16 protein-coding genes are annotated in these 13292 nt (G+C 61.2%); all 16 read right to left on the reverse strand.

The genetic code is table 11. The annotated features are described in order from the left end of the window. Positions 1 to 543, reverse strand: a complete 543-nt coding sequence (locus BSF79_RS15630; protein WP_090270759.1) for a TRAP transporter small permease — start codon at positions 541 to 543, stop codon at positions 1 to 3. Beyond that, the gene (locus BSF79_RS15635) at positions 540 to 1553 is read right to left on the reverse strand and encodes a TRAP transporter substrate-binding protein (RefSeq protein ID WP_090270760.1); all 1014 of its coding nucleotides are present in this window, start codon (positions 1551 to 1553) and stop codon (positions 540 to 542) included. Before BSF79_RS15635 ends, BSF79_RS15630 begins: the two co-directional genes overlap by 4 nt. Positions 1554 to 1624: 71 nt before the next feature. Next, positions 1625 to 2104: a flavin reductase gene (locus tag BSF79_RS15640; protein WP_245776430.1), complete on the reverse strand. Its 480-nt coding sequence runs from the start codon at positions 2102 to 2104 to the stop codon at positions 1625 to 1627. A 17-nt stretch (positions 2105 to 2121) separates the two neighbouring features. Continuing rightward, entirely contained in the window at positions 2122 to 3087 is a 966-nt protein-coding gene (locus BSF79_RS15645) for a PDR/VanB family oxidoreductase (RefSeq protein WP_217650090.1), read from the reverse strand. Positions 3088 to 3100: 13 nt separating this feature from the next. After that, the gene (locus BSF79_RS15650) at positions 3101 to 3850 is read right to left on the reverse strand and encodes an SDR family NAD(P)-dependent oxidoreductase (protein WP_245776431.1); all 750 of its coding nucleotides are present in this window, start codon (positions 3848 to 3850) and stop codon (positions 3101 to 3103) included. Between the two features lie 11 nt (positions 3851 to 3861). After that, complete coding sequence (locus BSF79_RS15655; protein ID WP_090270763.1) at positions 3862 to 4356, reverse strand: aromatic-ring-hydroxylating dioxygenase subunit beta; 495 nt, start codon at positions 4354 to 4356, stop codon at positions 3862 to 3864. Next, positions 4353 to 5624, reverse strand: a complete 1272-nt coding sequence (locus BSF79_RS15660) for an aromatic ring-hydroxylating oxygenase subunit alpha (protein WP_090270764.1) — start codon at positions 5622 to 5624, stop codon at positions 4353 to 4355. The genes BSF79_RS15655 and BSF79_RS15660 overlap by 4 nt, the downstream gene beginning before the upstream one ends. A 23-nt stretch (positions 5625 to 5647) precedes the next feature. Next, entirely contained in the window at positions 5648 to 6166 is a 519-nt protein-coding gene (locus BSF79_RS15665; protein WP_090270765.1) for a nuclear transport factor 2 family protein, read from the reverse strand. Beyond that, on the reverse strand, positions 6163 to 6525 hold the full coding sequence (locus tag BSF79_RS15670; protein WP_090270766.1) for a hypothetical protein: 363 nt from the start codon (positions 6523 to 6525) through the stop codon (positions 6163 to 6165). The genes BSF79_RS15665 and BSF79_RS15670 overlap by 4 nt, the downstream gene beginning before the upstream one ends. 66 nt (positions 6526 to 6591) lie before the next feature. Then, positions 6592 to 7743, reverse strand: coding sequence for an acyl-CoA dehydrogenase family protein (locus tag BSF79_RS15675; protein ID WP_090270767.1), 1152 nt, complete (start codon positions 7741 to 7743; stop codon positions 6592 to 6594). Then, a complete protein-coding gene (locus BSF79_RS15680; RefSeq protein WP_090270845.1) occupies positions 7740 to 8885 on the reverse strand; it encodes an amidase in 1146 nt (381 codons plus the stop codon). Before BSF79_RS15680 ends, BSF79_RS15675 begins: the two co-directional genes overlap by 4 nt. A 460-nt stretch (positions 8886 to 9345) precedes the next feature. Then, a complete protein-coding gene (locus BSF79_RS19830; RefSeq protein ID WP_175545352.1) occupies positions 9346 to 9528 on the reverse strand; it encodes a hypothetical protein in 183 nt (60 codons plus the stop codon). A 74-nt stretch (positions 9529 to 9602) separates the two neighbouring features. Next, positions 9603 to 10367 carry a DeoR/GlpR family DNA-binding transcription regulator gene (locus BSF79_RS15685; RefSeq protein WP_090270768.1) on the reverse strand — a complete coding sequence of 255 codons (765 nt, stop codon included), beginning with the start codon at positions 10365 to 10367 and terminating at the stop codon, positions 9603 to 9605. A 25-nt stretch (positions 10368 to 10392) separates the two neighbouring features. Further along, positions 10393 to 11292, reverse strand: coding sequence for an HAD-IIA family hydrolase (locus tag BSF79_RS15690; protein ID WP_090270769.1), 900 nt, complete (start codon positions 11290 to 11292; stop codon positions 10393 to 10395). Then, positions 11286 to 12209 carry a glycerophosphodiester phosphodiesterase family protein gene (locus BSF79_RS15695; protein WP_090270770.1) on the reverse strand — a complete coding sequence of 308 codons (924 nt, stop codon included), beginning with the start codon at positions 12207 to 12209 and terminating at the stop codon, positions 11286 to 11288. Before BSF79_RS15695 ends, BSF79_RS15690 begins: the two co-directional genes overlap by 7 nt. Next, a complete protein-coding gene (locus tag BSF79_RS15700) occupies positions 12206 to 13291 on the reverse strand; it encodes an ABC transporter ATP-binding protein (protein ID WP_090270771.1) in 1086 nt (361 codons plus the stop codon). The genes BSF79_RS15695 and BSF79_RS15700 overlap by 4 nt, the downstream gene beginning before the upstream one ends. Position 13292: the final 1 nt, after the last annotated feature.

The following is a 13292-nucleotide window of genomic DNA, read 5'->3' on the forward strand; positions in this document are numbered from 1 at the left end:
TCACGTCCTGTGTTTAAGCCAAAGGATCAGGCGATACAGCGGCACTGCCACGGACAGAACCGCGCCAATGCCTGCGCAGATGGCGCAGAAATACCCCAACGGGGCGATGGGAATGGAAAGGCTGGTGGTTGACCCGCCATAGCCGCCGATCTGGCTCGCATAGATCCAGATGCGCCAGGCCACGACCGACAGAACGACACCCGAAAACACCCCGGTCAGCGCCAGCCGCCACGGGTGCCAGCGGATCGGCATCCGGTCGGTTAACAGATCGACCGTCACATGTCCGTCCGACAGCGATACCGCAGTGAGCCCCAGAAAGATAACCGCAGCCAGGATCACCTCGGTCAGCTCCATTGCTCCGAGCAAAGGCGCATTGAAAAGATAGCGCCCGATCACATCGACCACGGTCAGCCCCATCATCCCCAACAACAACACCCCGCCCAAGCACGCCAGCAGGGTGCGCAGGCTGAACCGCCCCTTGGGGTCCGGCAGCAATTTTGCTGCCGGTTCCTGTGAGGCGTGGATCGACGTGGTGGGCTTCATTCCGCCGCCGCTTCCTTGGCGATCTCGGCCTTGAGCATGTCATAGGCCGCCTGCGCGTCGACACCGGTTTCACCGACCTCGGCCAGCTTGGCGTCGACGATCGGCTTCAGGGCTTCGGTCCAGGCTGACAACTGGGCGTCAGTGGCCGGGGTCACCGTGATCTTGCCCTCCATCGCGGCCAGCCCCTTGGCATCAACCTTGTCCCACATCTTCCCCGCCATCCGCGCCAGCGCCTCGCCGGTCACGCTGTCGATCTTGGCCTGAATCTCGGGGGTCAGGCTGTCCCACTTGGCCTTGTTCATCACGATGTAGAACGAGGTGTTATACAACCCGCCCGGCACCGAAATGCCCTCGGAAAGCTGCGGGATCAGCTTGAAGAAATCGACAGATTCATAGGGAAAGAGAATACCGTCGGCCACGCCTTGGCTCAGCAGCTCATAGGCTTTCGACGAAGGCCCCTCGACCGGGACCGCCCCCAGTGTCGTGGCCACCTCGTGCACGATACCGCCGCCGACGCGCAGTTTTTGACCTTTCAGAACATCGGGCGAGCTTGCATCGCCGGACTTGAGGAAGATCTCGCCCGGCCCATGGGTGAATACAGCAAGCACCTTAACGCCGTCATATTCGCCCGCAGCCCGAAGCTTGTCCTCGAACACACGCCAATAGGCGACCGAGACATCCTCGGCACTGTCGCCCAGGAAGGGCAGTTCGGCGATATTTGTCGTCTTGAACCGTCCGGGGTTATAGCCCTGAACACCGAATGTGATATCGGCCACGCCGTTGACCGCAAAATCGAAATGCGCCCCCGGAGGGCCAAGCGGGGCAAGAAGGATGTTCGCGCTCACCTCACCATCGGTCGCAGCGGCGATTTGTTCGGTCATCGGCACGATGACCTCGGACACCAGCGGATGCGAGGGCGGCAGCCAGTTGGCAACCGTCAGCACGGTTTCGGCCGAGGCTGCACCAGCAAGCGCGAGGCTGAGTGCTGTTGCTGAGAGAAAATGTTTCATCTTTGGCGTTCCCTTGTTGAAGTTGATTATAGTGCCCCGCTTCGCGGAGGCGGGGTCGTATCGCGTGGCGTTCAACTTGCCGCCCGCAGGTGGTGAAAATCACGTCCGAACCAGATCAGGCCCGAGGTTTCGCCCTTGCTCAGCGCGATCTCCTGAACCTCGCAGAAAAAGACGGAATGGGTTCCGACCTCTTCCCGCGACCGGATACGGCAGTCAAAGGCGGCAATGGCATCCGACAGCACGGGCGCGCCGGTGGCGTGGGTGGTCCAGCCCGCAGGATCGAACCGTGCCTTGGCCCCTTTGGCAGCGAAACGGCCAGAAAGGTCGCGGTGCTGGCTGCCCAGAACATTGACGCAAAGCGTGCCATTCTTGACGAACATATCGTGGCTGCGGTTGCCACGGTTGACGCAGACCAGCAGGGTCGGCGGGCTGTCAGTCACCGAGCACACCGCCGAGGCCGTCATTCCGTGACGTCCTGCCGGGCCATCCGTTGTCAGGACCGTGACGGCGGCGCCCAGTCGGCTCATGCCCTCGTGGAAAAGATCGCGCATTTCCATCATCCTGCCTCTCAAATATCCAGAACCAGCCGGGCGCCGCGAGCGCGCGAGCAGCAGGCGCAGATCTGATCGCCCTCTTCGCGTTCCTCCTCGGTCAAGAACTTGTCCCGATGGTCGATTTCACCTTCAAGAACATCGGTGACGCAAGTGCCGCAGATGCCCTCTTCGCATTTCACATCGATCTTTATCCCGGCTTTGACCAAAGATTTGGCAATCGTGTCGTCGGGGCCGACAGTAACGGCAATCCCGGATTGAGCGCAGAAGACCTCGAAGCTTTCGCCATGCGCATCGACATCGGCCGAGAAGTATTCGCGATGGATGACATTCGACGCATAACCGGCACATTCTGCTGCAGAAATGATCCAGTCCATGAAGCCCTGCGGCCCACAAACATAGACATGACACCCTGGTTCAGCCGCTGGCAGATCGCGGGCCAGGTTGATCGGTGCGGCGCCTTCGCCGTCATCGTGGTGCAACACGATGTGGTCGCGAAACGGCGCCGCTTTGATCACATCCAGAAACGCGGTACGGTCGGCGGATCGCGTGGCATAGTGCAGGGTGAACGCCTGCCCCTTGCGATGCAGTTCCCACGCCATTGCCAGCATCGGCGTCACTCCGATCCCACCGCCAAACAGGATTGAACGCGTCGCCCCCTCGGCCAGCGGAAAGTGGTTGCGCGGCCCTTCCGCATGCAGCTTTTCGCCTGCGCGCATCAAGTCATGCAACGTTACCGAACCGCCCCGACTTTCGGGGTCGCGCAAGATGCCAAGGTGATAGGCGTCGCTCTTACCCGGTTCACCGCAAAGCGAATACTGCCGCCAGATAGGCCCCTCAGGGGTTTCGACCTGCACATCGATATGGGCACCGGCAGCAAAGGGCGGCAAATCCCCCTCGCCCTTCAATGTCAGCCGCATGATGTCGCCCAGATCATCGATCCGCTCGGCGACTGTCAGGACAAGGCTGTTGGTGTGCGTCATGTCTTTCATATCCTTACCGCATGAACAGGCCGCCGTTGACGTCCCAGCAAGCGCCGGTGACGAAAGCGGCATCGCGCCCGCAGAGCATGGTGACCATCCTGGCGACGAACTCTGGCGCGCCAAGCTGGCCCACGGGAATGTTTTTCAGAAAACCGTCCATCTTGTCCTCGGGCACAATTCCGTGAACCATGGGCGTATCCATCGGCCCCGGTGAAATCGCGTTGACCGTGACACCAAAGGCGGCCAGGTCGCGGGCGAAAACCTTGGTCAGCGTCAGGATCGCCCCCTTGGAGGCGGCGTAATGCGCACCCGTTGCGGTACCGCCATTCTGCCCGGCCAAAGACGCCATATTCACGATCCGCCCATATCCGCGCGCCTTGAAGTGCCGCCCGAAGGTCTGGCACCCGGCAAAGCAGCCACCCGCGTTGATCGCCATGATCCGGTTGAACTCGGCCGGATCAATGTCGAGAACCGGCATCGCCTGCGTCAGCGCGGCGTTGTTCACCAGGACCTCGGCCCCGCCCCAACGATCAACCACCTTGTCAAGCACGGTCTGGAAATCCTCGGGCTTGGATACGTCCAGTGTGGCGGTCACCGCCGTGTCACCGGCAAGGTCCAACTCCGAGGCCAGCGCGCCTGCGGCCTCTTGGTCAATATCGGTGATGACAACCCGAAACCCTGCGGCGTGCAGCGCGCGAGTGGCGCAGGCGCCAAAGCCGTTGGCACCGCCCGTGATCACCGCTGTTTGAATGACATCCGGCAAAGGCGCCCCCATCAAAACAGATAGCTGATCGAGGTCAGCATCCCATCGCTGTTGAGCAGCCGCACAATCTTGTCGCGGATCATCAGCCCCTCGTCAGTCACTTGCAGCACCCAAGTCACATTGGCCGCGAACGTTCGCTGGCGCCCGAATTTGTCCTCGACCACATGCTGCGCGGCGCGCACCCTGACCGTGTCGGAATCTTGTTCCTCGATGACAAAGCGCGATACGGTCCGCACGGAATCGGCGGGCGGCGCTGACGAAATCGAGAACCCCTGCTGAAACCGCCGCACCCGCATCTCGCGCATGGTGGCGTTGTCGTAAGCAATGTTGAGCAGATTGGCGAAATCCTCGGACTCTTTGTCGACCGGGATCACATAGAAACCACCCTCGGCCCAAAGCGCCAGCCATGTGTCATAGTCGCGGCGATCCAGCAGGTCGGCCTCGTGCCACAGAAATTCGGTCACATCTTGCAGGGTGACTTCGCCTTTCACGGGAAGATCCTTCATTGTTCCATCACCTTCTTCCACATCTTGTAAGCCGCGCGCATACCGGTCTCGGCGCTGACATCGCCCTTGGGCAGCCCATTCTCGCTGGTATCCTCAAGACCCAACCCACGGTTCACCATCACGTCGATATCCGCCCCCCCGGCGGACCCGCGCTGAACCCGCTCCCAGACCTCGGCATCGTCGGGCGAGCCAAAGCCCATCGGCCCTTGGAAATGCTCATGCAGGCGCATCCGCATCTGGTTCGCGGCCTCTGGCCCGCCGTCCATCCCCAGCGCCATGTGCCGGATCTCGGTCTCGGCCACGCTGACCGGGCGCAGGATGCGGAAGAACGACAGTGAACAGGCGGCGTTTGGAAAGAGGTTGAGGTTGAACCCACAGCCGCCCACAGCGCGGACGATGCGCTTCACCTGATCCTCGTCATAGTCCTTGCGCAAAGTCTCAGCCAAGTCCTGAAACCGCTCGGGGATCGGGCGGTCCAGACCCTCGTCTAGATCGTTCAGCTCGGGCATCATCACCATGACCGAATGCCCATTGCCAAGGTCTTCGACCCAGCCGTCACCGTTGTCGAGAAACGAAAACTGCGCGGTGGCCTCGCCATCCAGCGACTGCATGAAGCTCTTGTGCACGATGGGAAAATGATAGGCGTCGGTGGTGTTCTCAAGCTGGATTTTCCAGTTCATCGGCACCTTGAACTGATGCTCGCCCAGCACTTTGATCGGGAACCCGCCGCCCTGTTTCATGAACAGCTTAATCCACGGCTTGGCGTTTCCCAGAAACTCCTCCAGCGGCTCCACATCCATATTGAAAGAGGCAAAGATCATGCCCTCGAAGGTTTCCACCTTCAGCTTTTTCAGCCCGTAATTGGCCTTGTCGAAATCGGTGGAATAGCCCTCGGTATAGGGGATCGCCCGCAGGCTGCCATCCAACCCATAGCCCCAACCGTGATAGGGGCACTGGAAGGAAGACGTCTTGCCCTTCTTGATCTCGCAAACGGTGGCCGCACGGTGGCGGCAGCGGTTGACCAGCACATGCAAGTCGCCCTTCCGGTCGCGTGAGATAATCACCGGCTGGGTGCCGACCCAGCTTAGCTTGAAATTTCCCTTGCCGGGAACTTCGGATTCGTGACCGACCCAGACCCAACATTTACCAAAGATCTTTTCCATCTCGGCATCAAACAACGCGGGGTCTTCGTACATCGGGGTCGCGACGCGGTCGCCCTTCATCAGAGTATCGGTCTGCGGGCCGCTGGGGAATTCATCCAAGGACATGAGGTCTCCTTTCGGGTGCCAGTTCAGGTGTCGGCCGGGGCCGGGATTTGTGCGGGTGCGTTCCAGTCGCCGACCGGACGCGCGTAAAGATTGCGAGTGGAAAAGCGGTGCATTCGCCAAGCGCCCTCTTCATGGGCAAAGTCGATCTCAAGCCGGGCGGCCATCACGAACGACTGCCCGCCGTCGAACGTCGGCGTTTGTAGCATCAGCCAACGCCCGGTCAGGGTGCCGTCCGCGTTATGCGTGACCGCCTCAGAGGACAGGAAATGCGCATTCATCGCAAAATGTGGCGGCGTGGTGCAGAAGCGGCCCAGCCAATCCGTGATCGCCTGCCGCCCGTGATGTGCGCCGAAATCCTTGGCATAGCGGTCCCCCGCCCCGCCCCAGACCGCGCCGCGCGTGAACAATACACCAAGCGCATCCAGATTGGTGGCCGCGCCAAGTCGGTCGCACATGTCCATGTAGTCGGACAGGCATTTGCGACAGGCGGACTCTGCCTCCAGCCTTTCAAGGCGGGCAAGGATATCGGCCAGATCGCTCACAGGTCGGGGATCTCCAGCGCGCGGCCCATGCGGGCCTCGACCGTCATGTATTTCCACAGCCGGTCGTTGCCCTCGCCCACGACGATGGTCCTCAGCAGGTTGCAGGCCGCCTGCACGTCGTCACGGCTGCGAAAATCGGCCAGAATGTACCAAGTAAAGGGGAACCCCTGCGAGGCGCCGACCATGGTCTGGTCGTCGTCAAAGGTGCCGACGATCTCGACGCCCTCCATCTTGGCGATCCCGGACATCAGTTGTTGCGTCGCCTGCCAGACTGGGCCGATCTGGTCGAACGGCAAGCTGAAGAAGGTCGGGTGGTTGTTGAAGCACAGAAGCGTTCGGAGAGGTTTTGCATCGCTCATATCTGGGATCCTGTTCTGGGGTCTTGTCGGTGGTTTCGGTGTCTTGACTGCAGCGAGAGAAAGAAATCAGGGAAAGCCCGGCGGGGTTGGTTCGCCGAACATGGCCGCCCCGGCGGCGGTCCACGTCCCTTCGCCCATAAAGGCGTGTTGGGCGACGCAGGCCGCATCGACCATCAAACGGCCCAACGGATGGCCCGTCATCATCGCACCGGCTCCGCCCATCAGAAACGCCTGCCGCGCAACCTCGGCGCCGTCATGCGCCGCCATGGTGGCGGCAAGGCGCAGTTTGACATGGGTCTCGCGGCCGACCTCGGGGGCGTGCTGCAGTTCCTCCCAAGCTTGCGCGGTGACGTCGTAAAACTGTGCGCGGGCACCGGCCAGCGTTGCCTCGGCGCGGGCGAGGTGATTTTGCACATATGCGCGCGCGCCAGGGTTCGGCGCGCCGGTGATCGAGGCCCGCTGCGTCGCGTCCGAACGGATGAAATCCAGCGCCTCGCGCGCGGCCCCCAACGCCACAACGGCCAGTACCTGCGCCGCCAGCGCCATCGCCGGATAGCGAAAGATCGCGTCCTCCATCGTGGATTTGGACCCGCGGATGAAAGTCCAGTCCTCGGGCACAATCACCTTTTCAGCGACAAGGTCGTGGCTGCCGGTGCCGCGCAGGCCGATTGTGTTCCATGTTTCGTCGATCGTGATCTTGTCGCGGGGCATCACGGCGGTGCGGGGCAACGGCGTCTCGTCCCCTTCGATCTTGATGCCCCCGCCCAACAGCTCGGCCCCCATCGAGCCCGAACACCACGGCCACCGCCCCGACACCTCAAGCCCCCCAGCGACACGCAAAGCAGGTTGCGGCGGGAACAGGCCACCAGCGAACACCGTATCGGGGTTCGCCCCATATATCGCCGCGAAGGTCGCCTCGGGCAGCGCCGCAAGATATGTTGACGACACGCCAAAGCTGGCGACCCAGCCGGCCGAGGGATCGGCGGACGAAATCGTCTCGATCAGCTTCAGAAATGCCATCGGCGTGATCGCATCGCCGCCGAAACGCTCGGGAACAAAGGCGCGGTATATGCCGACGTCCTTGAAGGCCTCCACGATATCACCGGGGATGTGGCGCAGCGTGTCGAACTCGGCGCGGCGAGCACGGATCGTGCCACAAAGCTCCGTCAGCGCGACGTCTTGCGCCTGTTTTGCCAAATCAGGTTCAGGTCGGGTCATTGCGTGTCCTTCGAGAAATCTACGGGGTCGAGCCGGTCTGACAACGCCTCGGCCAGTGCGCAAAGTCGCGCCTCGTCCCCTTTGCGGGCGACAAGTTGCAGCCCGGCGGGCAGGCCCGCATGAGTACGCAGTGGCAGAGTGATGGCGGGATGGCCCGACAGGTTAAACGGGCGCACCAGAGAGGTGAGCGGGATAAGCGCGCGCGGATCCTGTGCTTGATCCAGAGTTGGCGGCACGCAAGGCATGGTGGGCAGCGCAAGTGCATCAACCCCCTCGAGCGCCGCATCCACTTCAGCCGTAAAGCGCGCGCGAACGACCTCAGCTTCGGCCATCTCCCGCACCGTAAGGGAAAGGGCCGCGAGGATACGGGATCTAACATCCACCCCCAGCGTCGCGTCAGAGCGCGCCAGTTGGCCAAATTCCTGTGCCAGCTCAAAATTGATAACCGTCAGCCCCGCGCGATACGCGTCCTCGAACGAAGGCAGCGCGATGATCGGAATGCTCAACCCCGCCAACGCAGTATCCACCGCCGCATTGATATCGGCATCTGCCGACACGTCGAGCCGGATCAGCCGAGGCGTGTCGATATGTGTGGGCGCAAACCCCTCGATCATCATCGCTGCGGCTTTGGTCAGCATTGGGGCGCTGGCCGCAAATGGCCCGATCACGTCGAGCGACGAAGAACGCGGGATCGCACCGCGGCGGTCTATTGCGCCGAAACTGGGCTTCAGGCCGAACACGCCACAACAGCAAGCCGGCTGGCGGATCGAGCCGCCGGTATCTGTGCCCACTGCGAAATCACAAAGCCCCGCCGCCACCGCAGCCGCCGCGCCCGACGACGACCCGCCGGGGATACGGTCGGGCCAGCCGGGGTTCGGTGCTGTTCCTGCAAAGGTGTTCACGCCCGTCACTCCAAAGGCCAGCTCGTGCATCGTGACCGTGCCCGTGATCTGCGCCCCTTGGTCAATCAACCGGTCCACAACCGCCGAGTGCCGAGTTTCAGTTGGAGCCATCGCAAAAGCCGCCGAGCCGCACCGCGTGGCGATCCCCGCAACCCCAAGACATTCTTTGACCAACACCCGTGGGCCGACACCGCCAAGCGCCAGCGGGCGCGTTATGATTGAGGACAGGAGATCATTCATCGGCGTGTCTTTCATATCATTTATGTGAATATTACCGCTTCAGCATCATGTGCATAGAGTTTTCGCTGCCTACTATCGCCACACAGGCAGAAAAAGACCCAGAACAGCAGGAAAAGCGCATATAAATCCCTTAAAGTTCAAAAACCTACATGCAAATGATTAAACATTACGCATTCCCCAAAGCCCGCCAATTCTGTTGGTTTACACATCCAAATTTGGCACAGTCAGTCCGGGCTGAAGACCCACCGGCGCGTCAATCGAACCGCGGGACTTGATGCCCTTCGCATCATTATTCACACTAATAAATTGATAATATCGAAACTTTAGAGGTTTCGGCGCTTCCGAGTGGAACGCGATTCGAAACCGGGTTCGCGCGCGACTTAGTACTTCTGTATGCGCGAGCGCCTGAAGCGGGGCGCCCTAAGCGTGACCAAAAAAACTACTCCTGCCACGTGGATATTTAGATGAATATTATCCAAATTCCGCCGCACGTTTTGTCGAATGTGCGTTTTCGCGACTTCTTTTTGAGCAGTTCCCGTTTCCGGCCCCGGCAGAAGGCCTTCCCTTCGCCGAAGCGAATAGCAGGCCAGCCTGTTCCACCAGAACCGGGCGATTTCGTGGTGCACATCAATGCGACGTTCATGGAAACGATCCTCAGCACTACGTACCGGACGCGGGAACGACGGATATCGCAACCGCCCCGGCTCAGAAAAGCGCCTAAAGAGGATCGCAGCGTGCAAGTTCGATCGGGGCGGTCGCGTTCAAATGCCGGGACATCGCATGATCATCGCTGACAAAGACGTCCACCGCCTCAAACCCGGACACGCGAAAATGGGCATGTTTGTCCCATTTGCTGCTGTCGGACACCAGGATGGTTCGGCGGCTGTTTTGCAAGATGGCACAGTTCATATCCGCATCACTGCGCTTGAAGTCCATGATGCCATGCGTCGGATCAAGTGCGCCCGCGCCGATAATGCCAAAATCGGCCACCACGCTGGCAAGGTCGCGCATGGCCCTTTCACCAACCATGTCGCGGTCTTCACCGCGCAGCACGCCGCCAATGACATGCACCTCGGCAGTCGAGGCAGCACAGAGGATCGAGGCAACATCCAGATTGTTGGTGACGATCATCAGGTCGGTGTGGTTCAAAAGCGCCTCGGCCACGTAATGCACGGTCGAACCGATTCCCAGCAGAACGCTTGCCCCGTTCGGGATCATCCCGGCGGTCTTGCGCCCGATGGCGCGCTTGATGCCTTCGTTCAGTATGCGCCGGGCATGAAAGTTCAGGTTGACCGGGTTACTGGGCGGTGCGACGCCGCCATGCACCCGGCGTGCCAGACCAGCATCGCAAAGCGCATTTATATCGCGGCGCAATGTCTGTGTCGCCACATTGAAATGTAACGAAAGCTCCTGAATGGTCTGATGTCCGGCAGAGTGCAGACGTTCGACAATTTCCCTTTGTCTGGGATTAAGCTCGATCATCGGTCCTACTGCGCGTTCCGCCCTATTATATCGAGGGTATGACCCAGTTGGGAACTATGCCACTGATTTCGATCAGTTGATCAACATTGGCGCCACGGTACAGCCCATGCCCGGTCACCAGAACCGTCCCCCAACCGCGCGCCGCCGCCCCCAAAATATCGGTGTGCAGGGTATCGCCGATCATGGCGATTTTTGCGGCGGGGAACCCCGGCGTCAGGCGACGTTCGACCGCCTCGAACGCGTTGGCAAAGGGTTTACCATAGAATACCGGCGCGATCCCCAGCCGGTCGATCAGGTCGTGCGCATAAAATCCTGGCTCTTTTGACAGACCGGTTTCGCGCGGGGCTACAAGATCAGGATTGCCCACGACCACGGGACGCGGGCGCGCCCGCAAGGCGACCTCAAGCCCGTCGCACCAAGTGTCAGGCAGGCCAGTTGTGCTGAGCAGGACGATCCCGTCGACATCATCAAGGCCGTCAGGCGCGGTTATCAGGTCGACAAACTCTATCCCCGGCAGATCAGGCAGGCCGCAAGCCGGGCAGATCACCCCCCAGCGACGAATGTCGAAAGATCGCTTCAGACCTTCCAGACATATCTGACGGCTTGAAATGACCTCTAGAGCCTCGAAGTCGAGCCCAAGGGCGCAGAATTTTGCGGTGGTCTGCGCATCGGTCAGGCCGGCCGCATTGGTCAGGACGAAAGTTTGCTTGCCCATCGCCTGAAGCGCTTGAATGCGCGCGTGTGCGCCCGTGATTGGCGTGGCGCCGACGTTCAGCACCCCAAAGGCATCAAAGACGAAAACGTCGTATTCCGCCGCCAAAGCGCCAAGATTGTTGGCGCTGGACCACGCGGCAGGGCCGCTCGCCTGCGGCAGACGTGCACGGATGGCATTGTAGCGATCAATTGCCGCGTCACGTGTCAACATGCGATCCGCCCTCGGTTCAGAACGGCGCGCTGTGCGCGACCGGGATAGTCGGTGATGATCCCGTCCACCCACAAGTCCAGCATCGCCTCGATTGCACCGGGCGTGTTCACGGTCCAAGCATAGACCAGAAGCCCCAGATCCTGCGCCCGGCGCACCTGATCGCGCGTAAGGTCCTGATGATAGGCCGACCAGACTTCGCCGCCACGTGCATGAATCGCCCCGGGCAGATCGGTTGGATCAACATCATCGCGCGCAGCACCGAACCACGGCGACCCCGCATAGGCGGTAAACATCCGGCGGTCCGGGTGTTCGCTCAGCGACAGATAGGCCCGCGCCATGTCCGGCGCGATCTGGTCGGCGGCATCAAGGATCGCCCAATCGAAAGACTGAAGGCAGACCTCCCCCGCCAGCCCCTGCGCGCGGATTGTCGCGATCGAGGCTTCGAGGGTGCTGTGGGCCGATGCCGCGAGCGCGGTGTCGCGCGGATCGGATTTGAATTCGATCAGGAACCGGGCGCCAGGGTGGCTTTGGGCCAGTGCCAGCACCTCTTCGAGGGTCGGGATCGCGGCCTGTGACAGGCTGGCCTGATCGGGAAACTCCGCAGCCTCAGGGCTGTTGGGGCATAGTGCGCCAATGTTCAACCCGCGCAACTCGGCCTGCGTCAGGTCGGCGACGCGCGGCGTGTCTCCGCCAAGCCACTGCCCATCGGCCCGACGGGTTTTGGCACCAATGATCTGCGGATCATGCGCCACCATCGGCACCCCATCCGCCGAGCCCAGAATGTCGAGCTCCAACCAGCGAACCCCGGTTTCCAGACAGAACCGGAACCCCGACAGTGTGTTTTCCGGCAAAAGCCCACGCGCCCCACGGTGGCCGATGATCCGCACGAGCGGCTCTATTGCGGATGGTCCATTCATGCGCAATTCAACCGCTGCCCGGTTTGGGTGTCGAACAGATGCAGGTGGCCCGGCGCGATGGCAAGCGGGACCTGTGTGTGCTCGCGAAAGTCCTGCACCCCATCAACCCGCAATGACAGCGCACCCGCGTCTTGGCCGATGTGGCCATGAACGATGGTGTCCGCACCCAGATGTTCGACCATATGCACCGAAAGTGTCAGGTCAGCCCCACCTGTATCGGACACGCGCAGGTGTTCGGGGCGGATGCCCAGATCCACCGAAGTACCCGGTGCAGCCTCGACCTCAGTGGACAGCGCAATCGTTGGCCCGGATGTCAGCACCACGCGGGCCCGATCTTCGGCCACGATGCCAGTCATCAGGTTCATTGAGGGGTTGCCGATGAAATCAGCCACAAACCGCGTCGCCGGGCGTTCATAGACATCCAGAGGTGTGCCGATCTGCTCGACCCGACCGGCGTTCATGATGATGATCCTGTCGGCCAGCGACATCGCCTCGACCTGATCGTGGGTCACATAGACAAAGGTCGCGGCCAATCGCCGGTGCAGGGCCTTCAGCTCTGACCGCAGTTGAGTGCGCAGTTTTGCATCAAGGTTCGAGAGTGGTTCGTCGAACAGAAACACTTTGGGATCGCGCACAATCGCGCGCCCCATGGCAACACGCTGGCGCTGGCCGCCCGACAGGTTGCGCGGTTTGCGATCCAGATAGTCTTCAAGCTGAAGCGTGCGCGCGGCCTCGGCGATCCGGGTCGCGATTTGGTCGCGCGGAAGCCCTTCGTTCTTGAGACCGTACTCCATGTTCCGGCGGACCGACATGTGCGGATAAAGCGCATAGTTCTGGAACACCATCGCAATGTCGCGCTTGCCGGGTTCAACGCCGTTGACCTTGCGCCCGTCAATGAACAACTCGCCGGTTGAGATGCTTTCCAGCCCCGCGATCATCCGCAGGATCGTCGATTTGCCACAGCCCGAGGGGCCGACCAGAACGATGAACTCACCATCACGGATATGGGCGTTCACATCTGTCACCGCCCGCGTATTACCCGAATAGACCTTGTTGAGGAGTTTGATTTCGACTTCAGCCATT

The sequence above is a fragment of the Thalassovita taeanensis genome, assembly GCF_900110775.1.
In the GTDB taxonomy this organism is placed as follows: domain Bacteria; phylum Pseudomonadota; class Alphaproteobacteria; order Rhodobacterales; family Rhodobacteraceae; genus Litorimicrobium; species Litorimicrobium taeanense.